At 34.2% G+C, this 23,523-nt stretch carries 15 protein-coding genes; 13 read left to right on the top strand and 2 right to left on the bottom strand.

What is annotated here, in order from left to right:
* Positions 1-66 precede the first annotated feature (66 nt).
* The gene (locus tag KF896_06335; GenBank protein MBX3043317.1) at positions 67-609 is read left to right on the top strand and encodes a DinB family protein; all 543 of its coding nucleotides are present in this window, start codon (positions 67-69) and stop codon (positions 607-609) included.
* On the opposite strand, the gene KF896_06330 is transcribed toward KF896_06335, so the two are convergent.
* The gene (locus KF896_06330) at positions 610-2,556 is read right to left on the bottom strand and encodes an OmpA family protein (GenBank protein ID MBX3043316.1); all 1,947 of its coding nucleotides are present in this window, start codon (positions 2,554-2,556) and stop codon (positions 610-612) included. It lies immediately after the preceding gene.
* 170 nt (positions 2,557-2,726) lie between these two features.
* Between KF896_06330 and KF896_06325 the strand changes: the two genes are divergently transcribed.
* From KF896_06325 to KF896_06270, 12 genes are all read left to right on the top strand, one after another.
* Entirely contained in the window at positions 2,727-7,166 is a 4,440-nt protein-coding gene (locus tag KF896_06325; protein MBX3043315.1) for a PAS domain S-box protein, read from the top strand.
* A gap of 296 nt (positions 7,167-7,462) precedes the next feature.
* Positions 7,463-9,697, top strand: a complete 2,235-nt coding sequence (locus tag KF896_06320; protein MBX3043314.1) for a GAF domain-containing protein — start codon at positions 7,463-7,465, stop codon at positions 9,695-9,697.
* Positions 9,698-9,722: 25 nt separating this feature from the next.
* Positions 9,723-11,924, top strand: coding sequence for a methyl-accepting chemotaxis protein (locus KF896_06315; GenBank protein ID MBX3043313.1), 2,202 nt, complete (start codon positions 9,723-9,725; stop codon positions 11,922-11,924).
* Positions 11,925-11,933: 9 nt separating this feature from the next.
* Positions 11,934-14,057 carry a methyl-accepting chemotaxis protein gene (locus KF896_06310; protein ID MBX3043312.1) on the top strand — a complete coding sequence of 708 codons (2,124 nt, stop codon included), beginning with the start codon at positions 11,934-11,936 and terminating at the stop codon, positions 14,055-14,057.
* Between the two features lie 12 nt (positions 14,058-14,069).
* Positions 14,070-14,516, top strand: coding sequence for a chemotaxis protein CheW (locus KF896_06305; GenBank protein ID MBX3043311.1), 447 nt, complete (start codon positions 14,070-14,072; stop codon positions 14,514-14,516).
* Positions 14,517-14,522: 6 nt separating this feature from the next.
* On the top strand, positions 14,523-15,788 hold the full coding sequence (locus KF896_06300) for a hypothetical protein (GenBank protein ID MBX3043310.1): 1,266 nt from the start codon (positions 14,523-14,525) through the stop codon (positions 15,786-15,788).
* 1 nt (position 15,789) lies between these two features.
* Positions 15,790-16,476, top strand: a complete 687-nt coding sequence (locus KF896_06295; GenBank protein MBX3043309.1) for a chemotaxis protein CheW — start codon at positions 15,790-15,792, stop codon at positions 16,474-16,476.
* A complete protein-coding gene (locus KF896_06290; protein MBX3043308.1) occupies positions 16,473-19,256 on the top strand; it encodes a hybrid sensor histidine kinase/response regulator in 2,784 nt (927 codons plus the stop codon). The genes KF896_06295 and KF896_06290 overlap by 4 nt, the downstream gene beginning before the upstream one ends.
* 6 nt (positions 19,257-19,262) lie before the next feature.
* The gene (cheB, locus tag KF896_06285; protein MBX3043307.1) at positions 19,263-20,285 is read left to right on the top strand and encodes a chemotaxis-specific protein-glutamate methyltransferase CheB; all 1,023 of its coding nucleotides are present in this window, start codon (positions 19,263-19,265) and stop codon (positions 20,283-20,285) included.
* Entirely contained in the window at positions 20,278-21,477 is a 1,200-nt protein-coding gene (locus KF896_06280; GenBank protein ID MBX3043306.1) for a fused response regulator/phosphatase, read from the top strand. Before cheB ends, KF896_06280 begins: the two co-directional genes overlap by 8 nt.
* 52 nt (positions 21,478-21,529) lie before the next feature.
* Positions 21,530-21,880 carry a carboxymuconolactone decarboxylase family protein gene (locus KF896_06275; GenBank protein ID MBX3043305.1) on the top strand — a complete coding sequence of 117 codons (351 nt, stop codon included), beginning with the start codon at positions 21,530-21,532 and terminating at the stop codon, positions 21,878-21,880.
* Positions 21,877-22,716 carry a hypothetical protein gene (locus tag KF896_06270; GenBank protein MBX3043304.1) on the top strand — a complete coding sequence of 280 codons (840 nt, stop codon included), beginning with the start codon at positions 21,877-21,879 and terminating at the stop codon, positions 22,714-22,716. Before KF896_06275 ends, KF896_06270 begins: the two co-directional genes overlap by 4 nt.
* Here KF896_06270 and KF896_06265 read toward each other — a convergent pair.
* Complete coding sequence (locus tag KF896_06265) at positions 22,706-23,473, bottom strand: SDR family oxidoreductase (GenBank protein MBX3043303.1); 768 nt, start codon at positions 23,471-23,473, stop codon at positions 22,706-22,708. The two genes, KF896_06270 and KF896_06265, sit on opposite strands and share 11 nt — an antisense overlap.
* Between the last annotated feature and the right edge of the window lie 50 nt (positions 23,474-23,523).

Below are 23,523 nucleotides of genomic sequence, written 5' to 3'. Positions count from 1 at the left end.
GTAGATTTGTTGTTTTCAAATTTACTCTATTTTTATATTTATACGAATTTAATAAATGGGTGATGTATGAATAAGTGGTCTGAAAAAGCAGAAGCGATGACTGATAAATATATCTCTGAGTTTGGATCTTTAAGTCTTATCGAGCTGAATTTCAAGCGTAACAGTAAAGAGTGGAGTATCGGGCAGATTATTGACCACCTGATAGTCATAAACAGTTCTTACTTCCCAATATTCGATGACCTTCTCACAGGTAAATATAAGACCCCATTCATCGGAAATATCAACTTTATCGTAGATTATTTGGGCAATATGATTTTGCGATCAGTTTCACCGGACAGAGCAAAAAAGGGAAAGACTTTTCTTATATGGGAACCTACTAAAAGCAGTCTGGATAATTCAATTTTTGAAAAATTTAAATTAGCTCAATCCAGACTTTATCAATATATTGTCAGTCTTGAAAAATTGTCAGCAGAAAATACAGTAATATCATCACCTGCCAGTAATCTGGTTGTATATAAATTACCTGTAGCTCTTGATATTATTCTTCTGCATGAAGAAAGGCATTTTAATCAAGCTTTGGAAATTAAAGATGAAATGAAAATGCAATAGTTACTCTAATGGAGTTTGTACCTCAATAAGAACAGTCCTTGAGTAAAATCTACCTTCGGGTGTGTTATTGTCAAATTTAAGAGCTGAGGAACCTAAACCCTTTATTTCTTTTATGTTAGGATTATTTGCAAGAGTTTTCAGTAGTCTGTTTACGTTTTCAGCACGGGATTGTGACAATTTCAAATTATAATCAATTTCGCCCAGCCTGTCAGTCGAACCGGTAATTGCAATTTCCGAATTATTTTTTACAGCTTTAAGAGCAAAATTTTCAATCATCTGTTTATTCATATCGTTTATTTCTGATTTATCAAAATCGAAAACAATCAAATTCAATCTGCCAAGCTCAAATTTATTTCTATTTATATTCACTGGTATTGATCTGCTTAGCTTCTCACTTGTGCCTTTGATATCCTTAACATTAAGATTAAATCTCAGCAGATTGTCTGATGTGATGTCATTTGTGTTTATAATATCATTAATTGAAAATGATGATGGAATATTACCCTTGCCCTGATATCTTTTAACATCTTTACCATTAAATATAAATTGGATATCCCACTCTACTAAATCAGAATCTAATGTTGGGCTGATTATAATATTATTAGTTGAAGGTTTGAATTCTGAAAATTTTGTATGCACAACAGGTTCGAAGATTCTGATATCATCAGAAGCTAATTCAACTCTGCGATTTTCTTCAAATCCTTCCGGGTAAACTTCGCTTGTGGGTAGAGTTGCCTTTCGCAAAGTATTAACTTTCAATCTGCTTTTTTCAATTTTCCAATTTTTATTCAAGTATTCTGCAATATTATCAGCTCGATTTCTTGCTATTGAATTATCTCTGTATTCAATATTCTCAGATCCATCCTGAGTGCCACTGATAGTAAGTTTCGCATCAGGATACTTAATCATTCTGCTTCCGATAATATTCAAAATGTTGTAATAAATCTTTAAATTGTCTTTAGGTAATTTTGCTTCATCGAAATTTGAAGGTGAATTAAGAGTGTAAACATTTTTAATATCAGCTGATAAAGAATTGAAAAAGATATATGGCAATATAGGATAAGTCTGTGTTACAATGGTTTCCTGAAGAATTACTTCTCCAGTTGATATACTTCTGACTATTGGTTTGGATTCTTCGTCAGGCGCTTCGATTATAGTTTCTTTAGGCTTTTCAGGCAATCTGCCCGGTGCTTTATCTCCACCAAAATTCATTCCAACAGAAATTGATAATCTTACAATATCCTGATTCCAATCACTTGATGAAACTATTGAATTAAGTGATTTGCGATATGTAAGTGAAGGTTCTAATATCAAACCTGAGTTGAGTTTGTAGCTGTATGATGCTGATAAACTTGCGGCAAATGCAGTTCCGGCATCGTTGATATTGCCTGAAGCGACAGTATTCTTAAGTGTCTCATCAGGAAATAATACACCCTGAGGGCTTACTATCTGTTCTGTATTTTCATAGTTTGCAGAGACAATCGGATTTCCTGCTTCTATTCCAATTCTCAGAGAAGCAGGAATTTCCATTATGGGTTGAACTTTTACTCCAAAATCAAAGGCAATATACTCAAGCGAGCCTGAGTAATGGTGCTTTCTGATAAGAGGCTCGTAGAGATTACTAACGGGGCTCAGGACTTGGTAGCCGCTTGAGTTTGCAGTCAGGTCAACGGGCCTTTTTTCATAAAATAATCTGGCATCTAAATATATATAATCAGGTATATATGTATAGGTATAAAATAATCCGCCCCAAAATGCAATTGCGTTCCCATTTTCAAATACTCCGCAGTCATCAGTGCCTGGTATCAAAGGAATTCTACTGTTATTAAAAATTAAATTCGGACCAAAAATTGCTCCTGCCTGATGTGGTGCGTTACCTTCTGAATATGTATTTTCATAAGGTAGTAAAAATAATAATGATATTATAAAAAAGTATATTCTTTGCATTATTTAGATGTGTTATTTAATTATCTCGAATAAACGAATAATTTGAAATTATGTTATTAAGAAGTCTTTCAAAATTGAATATTTTTACATTGAAATCAAATTAAATTAATAGATTTGCTTATATTTGCGTATTGATTTTACTAAATTTGAAATTAGTTTTTAGTTAAGTTATGAGAAACAGAATATTATCTAATGATAAAAGTTCAAATTATCAAATCGGATTGATTATATTTGGTATATTTGCATTTTTGTCAGTTGTACTTTCCGGTTGGTTTTATTATCACAACATTGAAGATGATTTAATTGCAGATAAAACTGAGCAGCTAACATCAATTGCAAATTTGAAAATTAATCAGATTGAAAGTTTGTTGCTTGAGAATATTAATGATGCCCGTGCAAAAATTTATTTACCTCAAAATTATAATGATTTGAATTTATATATTGCAAGCAACGATTTGAATGCCAAGAAAAGACTCATTGATGCCTTTAAATTTGATATAATTCACAATCTGTATAAATCTGTATTAATCTGTGATAGCACAGGAAGTGTATTGCTAAGTACAGATACCTTAAACCAAGATTATTTAAAAGAGCACTTAAAGTATAAACTGCAAAATATGAAAAGCCTTGATAAGGATTATTATATCTATATCAGTAATAACAATCCTGAGCAGAAAAATCAGCTTGAAATGCTTCTACGTGTGAGATTGTATGATTTGGATAAAACTATCTATGCAGTTATAATTGACAATCCGGATAATGATTTATTTAGAATTGTAGAAAGCTGGCCCATAGAGAGCCAAACAGCCGAATCAATTATAATCAGGCAATATGCTGACAGCATTTACCCGCTAACAAAGTTAAAGCATGAACCTTATTTCAAAGACCAAAAATCTGTGTCAGTAAGTATGACACAATTGCCGGCAGCAAAAGCATTAAAAGGTGAACTTGGAATAGTAAGGACTAGTGATTACCAGAATAAAAGGGTTCTTGCACATACTTCTAAATTGAAATATACTGATTGGTATATAATTACAAAGATAGATGAAGTCGAAATTTTTAAAGACTTGAAATTTAAGACTTTATCAATAATATTATTTGCTTCTCTTTGGATAATATTAATTATAGTTGTGATTATTCTTCTTAATCAGATGCTTAAGAAGAAACTTATCTCCCAAAAACTGATTAATGAGCAAAAAATATCAAAAGCCAAAAATATATTTATGACAACTGTTTACAGTATGAATGAAGGACTGATTATCACCGATGAAGAAAACAAAATAATTCATCTTAACAGCAAAGCGGAACTACTGACAGGCGATACTGAAGAAAATTTGAAGCATAAATTAATTTCTGATGTTCTTGCATTTGTAAATACTAATGACGAGAGCCTTAATTTTGATGGAAATAATAATTATGATGTATTGATATCCGATTCTGAAGGAATTGTCAGAAATATCAATATAGTTTCAAATATTATAAAGGACAATTTCAACAGAGTATTGGGGTATGTCTATTCATTGGTAGATAAAACTCAAGAAATATTAGCACAAAATTCAATTTTGGAATCTGAGAATAAATTCAAATCTATCTTCAATGGTTCAAATCAAGGAATTATGATGGTTGAGCTTGAAGAAATGAAGATTGAAATTGCTAATGAGAAGGCTTGCGAATTATTCTGTTACAGCTGTGAAGTTATGCAGAAAATGACTTTGAATGAAATAGTAAGTGATAATTCGAGAACAAAAATTGAAGACTTATTTACAGAGATAATTGACTCAAAAAAAGCTGAAATACATGGTCTGGAATGTATTACCGGTCAATCTGAATTTATTTATTGTGATGTAAATCTTGGTCTTATAAATACCAAAGACGGACATTTTGCAGTATGTTTCTTTAATGACGTAACAGAAAAAATATTTGCAAATAAAAAATTATATGAAAGCATAACGAGATTTACTCAGGTTACAGAAATTAGTAATGAATTAATTTGGGAATTAAACACAGAGGGTTGCTTTACATTCATAAATTCCGTAAGTGAAAATATGCTCGGTTACAAGCCTGAAGAGATTATTGGCAAAAAATATTTCTTTGATTTTCATCCTGAAGAAGACAGAGAAAAGTATATTGTATTTGCTGAATCTGTTTGGAAAAGTGGGCAGACTTTCAGAAATTTTGAAAATGTGATGATTCATCGCGATGGAAGTTTGCTTTATGTATTATCAAGCGGAGCTCCTTACTTTGACGAGCATGGAAATATTCTTGGGTATCGTGGCTCGGATACTGACATTACTGAGCAAAGAAAGTATCAGGATTCGCTGAAATTCAGTGAAAGCAGATTCAGGAATATATCCGAGTGTATATCAGACATTTCTTTTTCTTGTAAGATGGACAGTCTCAACAAGCCAAAGATTGTATGGATGATTGGCGCTACTGAGAAAATCACAGGCTATACTATTGAAGAATTAATAAAAATGGAATGCTGGGGTAAAATCGTACATCCGGAAGACTTGCAGACTTTCGATTTAAATGTTGTAAATATAAAGCGCGGTGAAACCGGATTTTGCAAGATTAGATTAATTGCTAAAGATAACAGTATTGTTTGGGTAGAATCATTTGTAAAATCATCTGTGTATAATTCTGATAGCAATAATCACATAATTTTTGGTGCTCTGCGTGATATAACTCATTCGCAAGTAGCAGAGGAATTACTCGAAAGAGAACGCACTTTCTTTGAAAACTTGTTCAGATTTTCACCTGAAGGAATTGTCCTCCTCGATAATCAGGATAGAGTGTTGGATTGCAATATTGAATTTGAGAAATTATTCGGATTTAAGAAAGAAGAAATTAAAGGTTTGCAAATAAACGATTTGATAGTACCTGACAATTTTAAAATTGAAGGTCAGAATCTCACAAATGCTGTAGCGATAGGCAAGAAAATTGCATTTGAGACAAAAAGGCAAACTAAAGACGGCAAACTTATAGATGTTTCGATTTTAGGAAAGCCAATAATTCATACCGATGGCAATCAACTGGCTGTTTATGGGATTTACCGAAATATTTCCGAACAGAAATTGTTTGAAAATGCCCTCAAACAAAGCGAAGAAAAGAATCGTGCTATTGTTCAGGCAATACCTGACTTGTTTTTCATTATTGCTAATGACGGCACTTTCAGAGATTGTCTTGTTCACGATGAGAGCAGGCTTTATCTTCCAAAATCTCAATTTATGGGAAAAAATGTCTCAGATGTAATGCCGGAGCATGTTTGTAAATTATTTTTCAATGCATTAGACAGACTCAACCAAACAAACCAAATACAAATATTTGATTTTAACCTTGTACTGAATGGCAGTAATTTATGGTATGAAGATAGAGTTTTGAGGATTAATTCTGAAGAAATATTGATTATTTCAAGAGATATAACCGATAGAAAGCAAATTGAAGATGAGCTTATAACTGCTAAAGAAAAAGCCGAACAAAGCGATAGGTTGAAAACATCATTCTTAGCTAATATGAGTCATGAACTGCGAACTCCTATGAGTGGAATAATGGGTTTCACGCATCTGCTTGCAGACCCGAATATTACTGCAGAAGAACATTCAGAGTTTTTGTCACTTTTAGAAAGAAGCAATAAGCGACTATTGAATCTGATTAATGATATTCTCGACCTTGCGAGAATTGAAGCCGGTAAAGTAGACATAGTGGAGGATAACTTCAATATCAACTATTTAATAAATGATATTGCTCAATTATATTATCAGTCAGCAGCTGCTAAAGAGTTGAATCTTGAGGTTTTCTGCTCACTTATTGAAGATGATGCAGTTATTTTCTCAGACCAAAACAAACATCATCAGATAATCAGCAATCTGGTAAGTAATGCAATTAAATTTACCGAGAAAGGCAGAATTGTAATTGGTTATGAGCTCATTGATGATTTTGTTGAAATTTATGTTTCAGACACAGGAACCGGCATTTCAGATGAATTTCTACCGAGCTTATTTGATAGATTCCGTCAGGAGGATACATCATTCAACCGTACTTATGAAGGCGCCGGTCTTGGTTTATCTATCGTGAAGGGCTTAGTTGAAATCTTAGGTGGAGAAATAAGAGTCGAAACTAAAAAAGAAGAAGGAACAAAATTTTCATATACGATACCATACAAAAAAAGCAACGAAAAATTTGAGATAGGAGCGAAATCAGTTTTTGAAGATGATTTTGGAAATATTATTGATGAAAGCAAGATTTTTTCAATTTTAGTTGCTGAAGATGATTTGGTCAACTTTCTTTACATTCAAAAAACTTTAAAAAGAATAAAAAATGTAACACTAATTCATGCTGAAAATGGAAGAATGGCAGTTGATTTATTCAATCTCCATAGTGATATCAAGCTTGTTTTGATGGATATAAAAATGCCTGAAATGGACGGTCTTACGGCAACCAAAGAGATACTAAAGCAATCGCCTGATGCCAAAATTATTGCAGTCACTGCTTATGCTCAGCCTGACGATAGAGATGATGCTTTGGATGCAGGCTGCATTGATTATATTGCAAAGCCATTTCTTCCGGAAAAATTACTCGAAATAGTAGCAAAACATTTAGATGTTGATTAATAAAGTACGGTTGATAAATTGAATTATATTCTATCAATAAGCTGTAATTGGTTGAGTAGAATAAATATGATGTCTGCAAATGAGTAATATTATATGTCAAGATATACAATAAATTCATTTAGAGTTCATTCAAATGGCAATATATGCTAACTTTTCCTGCAATTTCAAATTGTTTTGAATAATATTTAAATTATTTAGCATTTAAATCAATTTAAAGTTGAATTGCTAATATTTTATTATTATTTTTGGGATTGTGATATTTTCAAACTTTTAAAATTTATTTGTCAATTAGTGTCATGGGCAAAAAAAACTTTCAAATCAGGAATTTTATAACACCGGGTGATATACTTGCCGTATTTATTATCATTGCAGGATTATTTGTAGCAATGTTTTTTGAAGAGATAGCTATTCGAATAATCGGTGTCTGTATATCAATTTTAGGTGCTGTATTTTTATTTATACTTATATCTCAGAGAATTTCCGATGTGGTAGAGACTCGCTATACCAAAACAGGTGCTCCACCGCCAGATTTTAAGGTAACGACTACAAAGGATTCATCAGCTAAAAGACTTCAGGTTGAGGATTTCGGTCAGTCATTTGGTGATGATGTGGATTTTCCGACTCCCCAGCCAGCGATTCCTAAGAATGAAACAGCCGAAAGTGAGAGGGCTAAAGTTAATGCCACTTCTGATACAAAGTCAGGGAAAATCACAGATAATGAATTTAATGACAGTTTCTCAGGTATGAGAATTGTCGGTAAAGTAAAAGCTTCGCATCAAGAGTTGTCCAAAGAGAAAGACGAACCAATCCGTCTGCAGACTTTAGGTGCTAAGGCTACAACCAGATACAGAGATTCACAAACTCAAAGACCTGAAGCCATTCAAACTGCATATACCGCACAACCCGGAAAAATTGAGCAAGAAAGTAGAAAATCTGACTGTGCAGAGAAAACGCAAATTCAGGAAAATGAAGTAATAAAAATAATTGAAAAAGAGAGTCAGACCGGAAAATACAGTGGAAAAATTATTGATTTACCTATAAATGTTTTTACTGAAACCGACCAGCTTCTTGGTGACGAGCCACGAAAAGAGTTTGAGTATTTTATGACACGAGTTCTTACTATTATCCGCTCATCAACAGATACAAGAACCGCTCTTTTTATGCTCTTTAATTCACAATCCGATGAACTTATACTCGAATCTTATGTTACAAGTGCACCTCTTGCAATAAAAAACAGACTCAAATTTCAATTGAACAGCGATATAATTAGTCAGATCATTACCAACGGGAAACCTCAAATCCTTTCTGAAATTAATCCTGCTGCAGAGTTGGATTTAATTCCATATTACAAAACAGCAGCATCCACAGGTTCGTTGATTGGTGTTCCTGTTTTTTGGGGAGATGGTATCGTTGGTGTATTGATTGCTGATTCTGAATCAAAGAATGCGTACGATTCATCAACAGTTGCATTTCTTGGGCATTTTACCAAGCTTGTTGGTGCTCTTGTAAAAAGTTATACTCATAAATATGACCTGCTTCAGGCAAGCAAGACTCTTGAAGCAATTACAGCGTTTCATAATGCAGAGTCGAATTCCAAAGACGGAAATGATAATATTGCGGAAATGATAACTGAAAGTCTGAAAGTTTTGTTCCCAAATGCTGCAAATGGTAACTGCGGCTATGATTCTGAAAAAGATATTTGGAGAATTATGGCTTATAAAGGTTCGGGAAAGGACTGCAACGAAATGGAAGTTCAGCTTGAGGATACTTTACTCGGAAAGGCAATTTATGAATGTAAATCCATTCATTTGAAAACTACTGAACAATCAAAACTATATCGCGTACATAAAGATGAACACAAGCTCGAAGGGGAATTTTTGAGCGTTCCGATTAAGTCGAAAACACAGATTTACGGAGCTATCTTCATAGAGACTGAAGCCTCTGACAGTTTAACCGATTTTGATATTTCAGTTGTGGAACTGATTGGAAACCAGGCTGGTAACAGTATTGAGAAGATGTATCTCATGAATGCTCTTAAAACATCAGCACTAACTGACCAGTTTACCGGTTTATTAAATCCTGTTGCATTATACAAAAGATTGAACGAAGAAGTATCCAGAGCAAAAGATATGAAGTCAGACCTTGCTCTTTGTTTATTCAGATTTGATAAGTATGCTTCTTTAGACCCCGGCAATTTCCCAAATAGATTTGAATATACTAGTCAGGTAATTCTCGAGAGAGTAAAGCGTTACATCAAGGATTATGACCTTTTCGGAAGTGTTGATGAAACAACTTACGGCTTGGTTTTTCTTGGTCGTGATGCAACAAGCTCAAGAATGACTGCCGAAAGAATAAGAGCTGATGTAGCTAACACAATTATCGAACACGGTGGCGGAAGGTTTAGCGTAACTATAAGTATGGGTATGGCTTCGCCTTCCAAAGACTATGAAATTGATGTATTGGTTAAAGATTCAATGAATGCACTGGAAAGAGCAACTGAAGCAGGAAATCAGGTTCAGATTTTGTATTAATTTCACAAAAAGGAGAAATAGATTAGTGGATTTCTCAATCAGAGCGAAAGTAATTATAATGACAATACTTGCTGCTATTGCACCTGTAATGATTATTATGGTAATTACTATGAATATTCAGGATAAAATGCTTAATAAATCAGGTGATGAACTTGTAAGTCTTGCTAATTCCAACATTAACCAAATAACCTACGATGCATTTAACATTTGCCAAACTTCTCACGAACTTTTCAATATCAAAAATAAAGTTGCAATCAATATTTTAAGAGCTGAAATTGATAAAAACGGTGGTCTCAGCTTCAAAGGTGAACTACTTCGATGGAAAATCAAAAATCAACTCAGTGGTGAAGTTTCTGAAATAGATATTCCCAAAGCTATTTATAATGGGAAGTGGATTGGTAAAACTGATAATTTTGAAGACAATTCGGAACCGGTTGATATGACTACCCGCCTTGCAGACGGTACTGTTACAATTTTTCAGAGAATTAACAAGGAAGGTGATATGCTTAGAATCGCCACAACTGTTAAAAATGCTGAGGGAAATCGTGCAATAGGAACTTATATTCCTGCTGTAAATCCAAATGGTGTGAAAAATCCTGTATTAAGCGAAATTCTTAAGGGTAAACCTTATGAAGGTATCGCTTATGTTGTAAATGATTGGTATGTAAGCTATTATGAGCCATATTATGATAAAGACAGTAATATTGTCGGAATGATTTATGTTGGTGAAAAACTGAATTCACTCACCACACTTGAAAATGTTCTAAAGAATATGAATGTCGGCAAATCAGGTTATATATATATTATCGGCACTGTACCTCCCCATAAAGATAAATTTATTTGGTCAAGGAATGGAATTGATAACGGCAAGAATATCAGTGATTTTCGCGATAGTGACGGTAATCTGATTTTTAATAAATTGCAGGAGGAATTCAAGAATAATTCATCTGACGGATTGTTGCAATTTAATTTTTCAGTATCAGATTCTACCGGCAAAGAAATTCAATTTATGAGTTCAGCCAAATATTTCAAAACATGGAACTGGATTATCGGTGCAGTGGCTCCGGAAAGCGATTTTCTTCATTCCAAATCAGAGATGGAATATCAATTTAAAGATTTGCAAATGATGCAATTTTTAACAGGAATTGGAGTATTGCTTATTGTAATTGTCATTACTTCAATTTTAGGTGGAAGACTTACCAAGCCTCTGATTATTCTGAACCGTGTTGCATCAAGAATAGCTGAAGGAAATATTTCCTATGCAAAAGATGCTTTGGTCAAATTCAGAAAAGAACTGAAGCTCAGCGCTAAGGAATTATCTAAGGATGATGCAGTGATGCTGTTTAATTCATTTGCTGCAATGGTTTCAAATCTCGATTCGTTAATTGGACAAGTCCAAAAGTCAGGAATACAGGTTACAACATCTGCCACGGAAATCGCTGCTTCAGCAAGAGAACTCGAAGCAACGATCGCAGAACAGGCAGCCTCGACTCGTGAGGTAAATGCAACTTCTCGTGAGATATCGAGTGTATCGGTTCAGCTGTCCGGAAGAATGAATGATGTAAAAGAAAATGTTGAAAATACATCCATAGTTGCCGAAAAGGGGCGTGAAACCCTGCTTAATATGGAAAAGGCAATGAATGACCTGACAAAAGCTACTGTACTAATCTCAGCTAAATTATCAATCATCAGTGGCAAGGCAGGAAAAATTTCTGCTATTGTTACTACTATTAATAAAATATCGGAACAAACAAATCTCCTGTCACTTAATGCAGCTATTGAAGCTGAGAAAGCAGGTGATTTTGGAAAAGGATTTGCAGTAGTAGCAAGAGAGATTAGCCGTCTTGCTGACCAAACAGCAATAGCTACAAAAGATATCGAATATATGGTCAAAGAGATGCAGAGTTCTGTTTCTTCAGGTGTAATGGAAGTTGATAAATTCGGGCAGGAAGTAAAAAATAACTACTCTGTGGTAACTAACAGTGTTGATAATTTGAATGATATTCTCGACAAAGTTCACGCTCTGATACCGGAATTTGACTCTGTAAATCAAAGTATGAATTCTCAGTCTCATGGTGCCGGACAGATTAGTGAAGCTATGAATCAGCTTTCACAAGTTGCTGAACAGACAAAAGAGTCTCTTGGCGAATTTAAAAAGGCTACTGAGCAATTAAATGAAGCAGTTCGCGGATTGCAGAATGAAGTTACTAAGTTTAAGATAAGTTAGGGCATAGATATGTTTAAAAATTTAAGAATATCTGTTAAATTATTACTTAGTACTTTTGTATTTATAATTCCTATCGGGGTTCTTTTGTACTATGTTCTGAATTCATTTGATGAGCATATCAGGAAAGCAGAATCCGAAATTAACGGTAATAAATCACTCAGACATTTGGTCAGTATGACAAATGATATGATTGAATTTCAAAATATTTTACTTTTGAAAGAATCAGATAGCGAATTATTTAACCAAAAATTTGGCGAACCTTATCAGAAAGATTTGGAAGTCGGATTAAAGAGCCTGTCTGAAGAATTTGTTTCAAGTTCATCAATTTATTCAGACAAGATTCATCAAGTATTAAAAAGTAAAAAAAAGCATGTTGATAACCTTATCAGAGTAGATGATTTAGACAAACTTGTAAATAAAATACTGACTTTCGAAATATCCCCCAATAGTGAAGAGTTTGATGAATTCTTCTCTGCCTCGAATGCTCTCGTAAAATTTATTGCAGATGAATCCGGACTTATATTAGACCCTGATCTGGATTCATATTATTTGATGGATATTTCAGTGCTTGTACTATCAAAATTGCAGCTGCAGATTGGCGAAATTTTAAAAACGATTCAGATGTCATATATTTCAGGTTTAATATCTGAGTACCATTCAAATAAAATAAGAATTATTAATGATATTATTGTTTACGACTATCTTGCAAGAATAGAACAGGGACTTGAGACCTCGCTTCTTGAAGATGCACGGTTTTATGGCGAAAGTAATTCGCTTCAAAATAATCTTGGGTTTCAGTTTGAAACTTACAAAAGCGATATACTTAATTTTTCAAATAAAGTGGATAAATGGTACACAGGTGATAGTGATGATGAACTTGAATTACTTTCTGAAATTAAAATTTCGGGTTACAATGCTCTGAATTCAAATAACATTTTTTGGAAAAGCGTAAGCCGTGAACTTGATATTTTGCTGTTAAAGAGAATTCAGCATTATAAATCCTTACGAAATTTATCGCTTTTAATTTCCGGATTAGCATTTGTATTTGCATTTTTGTCAGTACTCTACGTCTCAAAGCAAATATCGCGACATCTTGGAATTGTTACCGGTATTGCTGTTGAAATTGCTGAAGGCAATATTGACAAAGCTGTTAATGATATCAGTTCAAATGATAATCTTGGAGTATTCAGACATTATACTGATGATAAAATCAAAGTTCGTGATGAAATTTTGATTTTATTCAGAGCTATTCGTAAAATGACATTTAATCTCTCGTCATTACTTACTCAGGTATCTAAATCAGGCAACCTTGTTTCTGACACTACGTTTAAAATAACAAGCTCTGCCCATGATATTGAAGCAACTGTTGCCGAGCAGGCTGCACTGACAAATCAGGTCAATGCAACTTCCAACGAAATCTCTAAAACATCATCAGAACTTGCTAAAACAATGGATTATCTTACGCAGACTTTTCATGATAATGCAAATATGCTGATAAACGGTCTAGATAATTTAAACGAAATAAAAGTAACGATAAACGAATTATTCGAGTCCTCCGGTGAGATTTCAGGTAAATTAGAATTAATTCAAGAGCGAGCTGGAACCATAAATAACGTAATTACTACTATCACAAAAGTAGCAAATCAAACTAATCTGGTATCACTCAATGCTTCAATTGAAGCTGAAAGAGCCGGGCAGTATGGTACAGGATTTGCAGTCGTGGCAAGAGAAATCAGACGACTTGCCGACCAGACTGCCGTTGCTGCTTTGAATATCGAAGATATGATTACTGAAATGCAAGTTGCTGTAACTGAAGGTAGCAATACTATTAGCAATTACATGGAAAAAACAAAAAACAGTACAGAAAAAACTACAATAATTATTGACCGAATCAGCCAACTAATTGACAGAACTAACGAGCTTCCCGAAAAAATATTCACAGCAAATATGGGAATGAAACAGCAATCGGAAAGCGCAGTGCAAATAAATGAATCAATGAACCAGCTTCATACTGCGGCTATTCAATCGAGAAATTCGATAATTCAGTTTAATTCTGCTACTGATTTGCTGAATGTAGCCGTCAAGGACCTAACCAACGAATTAAAGAAATTTTCTTTGAAATCAATATCGTAATAGGATTGCTGAATGCTTATTCTTCCATTAGAAATATCCGGTGAGACTTATGCAATGATGATTGACAATATCAAGGAAATTATTCCTGTGGTTGAATTCATCGAGCTGCCTTCAACACCTGAATATATAAAAGGTATGATTAATTATCGCGGCAGGGTTTGTCCGGTAATTGACCTGTCAATACTATTGAAAAATATACCATCAAAAATATTTTTGAGCACAAGAATTATTATGATAGATTCCGGTAATGAAAATTGTAGCTTCGGGCTACTGGCTCAGCAAATTACCGAAACTGTTTTTATCAAATCTGATAGTTTTGAAGATATTCCAACAGCAATGCAAATGAGTGGTTATATTGACAAAACTATGATTATGAATGGTCAAATTATTCCAATTTTAAATCCGAAAAAAATTTATTTAGAGAAAATAACAATTTTTCATGATGATAATACGATATAGTATAATATGAATGATTATCAGAGCATATTGGAATTTCTTTCTGCTGAAATCGGACTAAATACCGACTCAATCGGTCTGCTTTCTATAGCACGTGGTATCAGCAATTCTATGCAGGCTGCCTCTATTGAGTCAACTCATGAATTTTCCGAAAAGATTAAAAGTGATAAATTGCTATTTCAAACTTTAATTGAGGAGATTAAGGTTCCTGAGACTTGGTTTTTCAGAGATGTAGAGTGTTTCAATTATATCAAAAATCATTTAGAAAATTTCAAGGATAATTACTCATCTTTTAATCCTTTGAGGATATTATCTGTGCCATGCTCCACCGGAGAGGAGCCGTTTTCTGCTGCGATGTTGCTAATGGATTGCGGTTTAGATAAAAACTCAGTCAGTATAACAGCCTGTGATATCAGCATTAATTCGATTAAACATGCAAAGACAGGTTATTTTCGCAATTCCTCATTTAGAAATGAGTACAGTGGATTTAAAGAAAAATATTTCACTAATGACAACTATGGATATAAATTGTCTGATGAGATATTATCCATACCTGAATTTATTGAAGATAATCTTGTTAAAGAAAATTTTTTAATTAATCAAATCCAATATGATTTTATTTTTTGTAAAAATTTATTGATATATCTTGATGAAGAAGCAAGGTCGAAAGTGCTTGCTAATATCAACAGATTGCTTAAAGATGACGGAGCTTTACTTGTTGGACTTTCTGAAATTAATTTTTTTACACGCCACGGCTTCGAGCAGATTAAGCATAATATGGCATTTGCCTGTAAAAAAATAGCTGAACCAAAATCTCAAACTAACATTCAAATTCAACAAAATAAACCTGTAATAAACTCAAAATCAACACCAAAAATTTCGCTAAAAAATAAACCAACAATTTCCCGTAGAAGGTCTGAGACTGTTTTGTCAATACCTGCGGCATCAGAAAATAATATTGAAACTGTAAAAAAAATGGCTGATACCGGAGAATTTATTGAAGCAGAGAAGATTTGTGATATTATACTTCAAAATGAATATTCTAATTTCGAAGCACTTTATTATATGGGATTAATTCAGAATGCTTTGCGTAATTCATCAAATGCGGCTGATTATTTTAAAAAAGTATTATATCTGCAGCCTGACCACTATGAATCCCTTGTTCATTTAAGCCTGATTTACGAAGCTTCAGGAGAAAATGACAGAGCTAATATTTTCAGAGATAGAGCAGAACGTGCTTTCATCAGAATGAATAAATCAGCAGAGGAAAATTAATATGGATATTCGCAAAGTCAGAATTGAAAAAGGAAACAAATGCTGGGATGTAGAAGGTGTTTATGGCTCAGGTGTGTGTGAATATTTGGATGAATTTCATCATTGTAAGAATTGCCCTGTTTACGCCTTAGGTGGAAGACATTTGCTTGAGAGGGAAATATCACCGGATATGATTAAGGAATGGACCAGTATCATAAGCCTTCCCAAGGAGCCTGAGACGCGCGACCTGAAATCTTTTGTAATATTCAGAATTGCAGATGAATGGTTAGCACTGAATACAAATATTTTTCAGGAAGCAGTTGTTAATAAATTTGTACATTTCGTTCCTTCGAGGACCAATGATTATTTACACGGTATCATTAATGTCAATGGCGAACTTTTGGTGTGTATTTCGCTTGCAAAATTTTTGAATCTGCCGCGTGTTATGCCGGATACTCTGAATGGTAAAGAAAATGAATACAAGTATATATTAATTATATTTGATAAATATACCAGATATGCTTTTCCGGCAGATGAGTTTTTAGGAGTTTCTTCAATTTCGGAAGAAGAAATGTCGCAACCTCCACTAACGGTAACAAAATCTGACAATACAGTAACAAAATCAATTATTTCTCATAATAGCAGAACAATATCAATAATTGATGATTTTAAACTCTTTTCATTGATTGATAAAAAGGTGGTATGGTGAGCCAAGCATCTCAGAATATTGACACCACAATGCTCGAACTATTTGCAATTGAGCTCGAAAGTCACAGCAAAACTTTGGAACGCGGACTACTTGGGCTTGAAACCAACTGCAGTCCCCGCATATTCGAATCACTGATGAGGGCTGCTCATTCAATTAAAGGAGCGGCAAGAATAATTGGTCTGAATAAAGCTGTCAAACTTGCTCATGAAATGGAAGATATTTTTGAAAATGCCCGAAAAAATGACATGGAGCTTAGCGGGCAAACTATTCAAACCTTACTTGAATGCAGTGATTTTTATTCTTCATTATTGAATGTTGAAATTAATGAAATACCCGATTTAATTGACAATAAATCAGATGAAATTGAAGTACTGATTAGCAATCTGAAATCATCACCACCGGCACAAAAAACAGTAACTGTACATAAAAATGGCAAGAATGGAACTTCGACTAAAAAAGATGTTATTAATCCGACATTAACAGAAACTCAAAATTATAGAAGAACTCCTGAAAATATTCAGATTGATTCTACTTTGATGGATTTGTTCAAAAGTGAAATATTTTCCAATTCAAAATTTTTAATCGAAAAATTATTAAGTCCTGATGGAAATCTTAACACAGATGCTTTGACTGACTTGCACAGGGCGGTTCATTCTATCAAAGGTGCATCAAGAATTGTAGGCATCGAAGAATCTTTTCTGATTGGCTCTAAACTTGAAAATATTTTCGATGAAATTATTAGTGGCAAATCTATTAATGTTAATTTGAATGCTGTTGAATATGCAGTAACTTTACTCAGCAAAATGCCAGATAGCAATATTGCAGAGCTGATTAAATATTTCAGAGAATTGGATATAGAATCAATTATAAACAATCTTGACCAACCACAAATTCCTACTTCAGTTTTAAGCTCAGCTCAATCTCTACAAACCGAAGATATTAAGGTGTCCGAAAAAGAAAAAGATGAAATAATAAACCAAAATGTACATGAAAAAGTTGATTCTGAAATTCACATTCCGAATTCAGGTTTTGATAAAAAAGAAGAGCGTTTTGTAAGAGTACTTTCTGAAAATTTGAACCGTTTACTTGGACTAACCGGTGAAATTCTTGTTCAGACTAAATCTTTGAAGCCATTTTCGAAGGATATGCAAAAGATTAAAGTTGGACTCCTTGAACTAAATTCATTCAAAGAACAAATATATCAAGAATTATACCGCGAAGGAATTTCAGATGACATAAATGCAAAATTTCATGAGTCTTCAAAGCAACTTGATTTTATATTATCAACTATTATAAATTACATCGAAAATTTTGAGAATTTCTCACGCCGTCTTGAGATGACATCAGACCGTTTATACAATGAAGCTGTCGAAACACGTATGAAACCCTTCAGCGAAGGCGTTGTAGGCTTTCCAAGGCTTGTCAGAGATGTTTCACGTCAGCTTGGAAAGAAAGTAGAGCTCGAAATTAAAGGTGAAAATACTAAAGTTGACCGTGATATTTTAGAGAAACTCGAAGCGCCTCTTAATCATCTTATTCGTAATGCGATTGACCACGGCTTAGAATCAGGTGATGAAAGAATATTTGCAGGAAAATCAGAAACCGGAAAAATTATTCTTGAAGCTCGTCACAGTTCGGGAATGCTTCTTATCTCGATTTCAGATGACGGAAAAGGCATAAATGTAGATAACTTGAGAAAATCCATTGTTGATCGAGGTTTTTCAACTGATGAAATGGCTTCCTCACTTAGTACGGCTGAACTTTATGATTTTCTCTTTCTTCCGGGATTTTCTACCCGTCATGAAGTAACCGAAATTTCAGGAAGAGGTGTAGGTTTAGATGTAGTATTTTCAATGGTAAATGTGGTGGGTGGTGTAATCAAAGTTGATTCCGAGTTTGGAAAAGGAACAATTTTCCAGCTTCAATTGCCCCTTACACTATCAGTTATTCGTACAATGCTTGTAGAAGTTGGTGCAGAGCCTTATGCAGTACCGTTATCGAGGATTGACAGAGTATTGACTCTCAATCGGAATGATATTAAATCAGTTGAGAATTTACAATATATTGAATATGGCGGTGAAAATATCGGCATTGTTAATGCAAGACAGATTTTCGGTCTTGGCAGGGAAAATTCTCCAAATATTTTTTATCATGTAGTAATTCTTAGTGACAGACTAAATCGTTATGGTCTTGCAGTTGATAAGCTTATTTCCCAACCTGACCTTGTAGTAATGCCTCTTGACAGGAAATTGGGAAAAATTCCCAATATTTCATCGGGTGCAATTCTTGAGGACGGTACCCCTGTTCTGATTCTTGATGTTGATGATGTTGTAAGGTCAATTGATAGAATAACAAAATCCGGACAAATTGACAGAGTTGCTTCCGATGACAAAAAAGCCGGCAAAAAGATTTTGCATATACTTGTCGTGGATGATTCGCTTACAGTCAGGGAAGTTGAGCGTAAATTGCTTGAAAACAGAGGATATTATGTTACAGTGGCTATTGATGGTATTGATGGCTGGAATACACTGCACAGAGACAAGTTCGATTTAATTATCAGCGATATTGATATGCCGCGAATGAACGGTATCGAAATGGTCAGACGTATTAAAAGTGATCCTAAATTCAGGGAAATTCCAGTAATGATTGTATCTTACAAAGACCGTGAAGAAGACCGAAGACTCGGACTTGAAGCCGGAGCAAATTACTATCTCACAAAAAGCAGTTTCCACGATGATACATTATTAGAAGCAGTTATTGACCTGATTGGAAAACCTTAGTAAATTATGAGAATAGCAATAGTTAATGATATCGAGCTAGAAATCGAAGTTTTAAGACGCACTCTAAAAATGCATCAGGAATATGATATTATCTGGACTGCAAAAAACGGCAAGGAAGCTATTGAGAAATTTCAGTATATTAAACCTGATTTAATTTTAATGAATCTCACTATGCCTTTGATGGATGGCTCAACAGCTACACGTGAAATAATGAAAATTTCTCCGGTTGCAATTTTGATTGTTACTACCTCAGTCTCCGGAAATCAGGGTAAAGTTTTTGAGGCGATGGGCTACGGTGCTTTGGATGTTGTGAGTACTCCTGTTTTAAGCCCGACAGGTGAGGTTATTGGGGCAGATGATTTAATTAAAAAGATAGAAATATTCAAAAAATTGATAAATTATCATAAAGTTGTACCTAAGAACATCTCGAAATTTTCAGATAACAGCCAAAGAACAAGACTAATTGCTATTGGCGCTTCCACAGGTGGTCCTAAAGCATTATCTCAAATAATTGAGAAAATACCTTTTGATATTCCTGCGGCGATTGTAATTATTCAGCATGTAGATGCTCAGTTTGCAATTGGCCTTGCTGATTGGCTCACCAATTACTCATCTATGCCTGTAAAAATTGCTGAAAACTGCAAATCCCCTGATAATGGAAATATATATGTTGCCAGTACCAACGACCACTTGTATCTGAATTCGAGTGGCAAGTTTGAGTATGCTTCAGAACCTTTGGAAAATCATTTCAGACCATCGGTTGATGTGTTTTTTAATAGTCTTCAAGCAAACTGGATTTATCCCGATGTTGCTGTGCTTCTCACAGGAATGGGAAGTGACGGCGCTTATGGTCTGAGACAACTGAAAAAATCAGGCTGGCATACAATTGCTCAGGATGAAGAGACGTCTGTCGTATATGGAATGCCAAAAGCAGCTAAAGAGCTGAATGCAGCTTCTGAAATTTTACCCATAGGTGAAATCGCCGATGCTATAATAAAAAAAATATACTTAAGGAGAGATAATGTCTAATTCTATACAGGAAATTCTAAATCCAATTAAATCGAATTTAAAAATTAAGGTTCTGCTGGTTGATGACCAAATGATTGTCGGAGAGACAGTTAAAAGAATGTTCGCAGATGAAAGCGATATCGAGCTTCACTTTTGTCAACAGCCGGCTGAAGCGATAAAAACAGCTCAGGATATCGAACCTACAGTGATTCTCCAGGATTTGGTAATGCCTGATATTGATGGTTTAACTCTGGTTAAATTTTACAGAGCATCAGCAAAACTCAAAGATATACCAATTATTGTGTTATCCTCAAAAGAAGAAGCCACTACAAAGGCTGAGTCTTTTTCAGTTGGTGCCAATGATTATTTGGTGAAATTGCCGGATAAAATTGAATTAATTGCAAGAATTCGTTATCACTCGCAGGGTTATATTAATCTTCTAGAGAGAAATTTGGCATACGAGTCACTTGAAAAAAGTCAAAATGCACTTGCCAGAGAGCTTGCCAAAGCCGGAGAATATGTTGTATCGTTATTGCCGCCACCAATTAAAAATAATGAAGTGGATACTTTCTGGCGATTTATTCCTTCGGCTCAGCTTGGTGGAGATGCATTTGGGTATCATTGGTTGGATAGTGATAATTTTGCAATGTATTTGCTTGATGTCTGTGGACATGGTGTTGGTTCGGCATTAATGTCAGTTTCAGCCTTGAACGTGCTTCGAGGTGAATCTCTCGCCGGTGCTGATTATAAAGACCCGGCAAGCTTGCTTGCGGCATTGAACCGCTCTTATCAGATGTCTGACCATAACGGACTTTATTTTACTATTTGGTATGGCGTTTTTAATAAGCAGTCAAAAACTTTAAAATATGCTTCGGGTGGTCACCCTCCTGCTTTTGTAAAGTTGCCGAATGGTGAAAATTTACAGCTCGCCAATGATAATTTTATTATTGGTGGATTGCCTGAATTTCCTTATACAAGCAGTGAAGTTCAGCTCGAACTTCCTGCGGAAATTTTTATTTATTCCGATGGTGTTTATGAAATTGAAAAGCCCGACGGAATTATCTGGGAACTTGATGAAATGTTTGATTTTGTAATAAAAAATCCCGGTAAAGACTATTTCGAAATTGACAATTTGCTTGCATATATTAAGGAATTATCAGGAAAAGATATACTTGATGATGATTATTCAATGATGAAAATCGTCTTAAAATAATCATCTGAATATACGTCAATTAGGTTTATTATTTTATTCAATATATAATTTTATGAGCATTTTCACAGATTTTCATAATAGGCGGGAAGCAGGCAATAGTGCTGTATTGAAGCAGGATTTTCTTCCTTACAAAAGGTTTTATAATCTTGATTCAAATGCATATTCCGATGGTGAAGTTCCGCCAAAGTATAAAGAGCTTATGGGGCTTGCCTCTTCGGCAGTCCTCAGGTGCAATGATTGTATTTTATACCATCTTGAAAAATCTGTTGAGTGCGGCGCCTCAAGAAATGAAATCAACGAAACGCTTAATATTGCGCTTGTAATTGGTGGCTCAATTGTTATCCCTCACCTTAGATTTGCGCTTACTGCTCTGGATGAACTTATTGGAATGGATTCCGAATGATTCCGAAAATGCATAATTCTGTCTATATTGCAAAACTCAGAAACAGTATAAGAGAACTTCGGGTTGAGCTTCTTTATTTGCTTAATCAGTGGTATTATCTCAAAAGCACTGTATATCCTGAAATTATTCACAGATATAAAATTTTGTTTGAAGAACTTGAACTTACACTTGAAGACAAAAAAGTTACTGCTGCAAGTATGGACGAAAGAGTAAGTCAAATTTTAGGCAAATATCAAAATAATCATATTATTCCTAAAAGTTACATCATCAATACTTATAATTTAAACTTTTCAAAAATCAGATATAACTCAACCGGAAAAGAAGACATTGATATTTTTGAAATAATTACAAGAGATTTTGAATCTAATATAATTCCTAAAAATGAAACTAATATTCAGTACGAAATTGCTAATATTTATCGCCGTATAGTCAAAAAACTTCACCCTGACTTGAATGGCGAAAGCGAAGTTTATAATAAGTACTGGAATAATATTCAGGATGCTTACAGGACTAGTAACTTATCCCGACTTAGACTTTTTGACCAGCTGATTTGCGAAGATATTCCAGAAGATTTCCCTGATATGAGAATTGAGGAGGAATTTCTAAAAAATCAAATTAGAATGTACGAAAAATTTATTTCTGATGAAAAGAAAAAACTTGCCAGACTTAAAGCTGAAGAACCATTCTGTTATAAAGATAAACTTGATGACAGTAAATGGGTGGCATTTAGAAGAAAAATATTGAGTTCTGAAATTTACGTTGCAGAGCAATCAATCAGGCGAAATAAATTACTACTGAAAAAAATCATTGACAAAACTCCAAATGTCAGCCTTTAATATAATTTCTAAGGACACGCTCAACTATTGCTAATGGTATTAGTGGCAGAAAAAATGAGATTAACTGATTTGAAATTCCTGAAGTGACTGTTACTCTTCTTTCAAACATTGCATTTATTCCAATTCTCGCAACTTCTTTAGATGTCATCATTGGTTTCCCTTCAAATAATTTGAATTTTTCACCTTTTAGTGCAACTTCAAAAAAATTTGTAGATGTAGGTCCCGGATGAAGACAAGTAACTGAAACTCCATTGTTTTTTAGTTCATGATGAAGAGATTTAGAGAAATTTCTTACATACGTTTTACTTGCAGAATATGCCGCAAAGTAGGGGATAGGCTGAAAGGCTGCTGTTGAAGCGACATTCAGAATGTATCCTTTGCCACGCTTGGACATATCATTCCCGAACAGTCGTGATAGCGAAGTCAGAGATGCCGCATTCAGTATTATCATCTCTTCGAGCATATCAGGGTCAAAATCATTATTTTTTCCAAAAAGCCCGTAACCGGAATTATTAATTAGTATATCAATTTCAGGATATTTTGAGCAAACTTCATTGTATAATTTTTTTGCAGATTTCTCTTTCGATAAGTCTGACACAAAATAATCTACTTCAACTTTACTGCTTAATTCATTTTTCAACCCAATCATCTTATCTTCATTTCGGCTCGCAAGAACAAGATTTATTCCCTGTTCTGCAAGCTGCAAAGCCATATCATATCCAATGCCCGAAGTTGCTCCGGTTATTAAAGCTCTCATATTTTCTTGTAAATTAATTAATTAATTTGAATTGTTTATGTATGTATAGA

The organism is Ignavibacteriota bacterium (assembly GCA_019637995.1).
Taxonomy (GTDB): domain Bacteria; phylum Bacteroidota; class Ignavibacteria; order Kapaibacteriales; family UBA2268; genus JANJTB01.
Note: the sequence above shows the minus strand (reverse complement) of the source record. Positions and strands in the feature narration are given on the sequence as shown.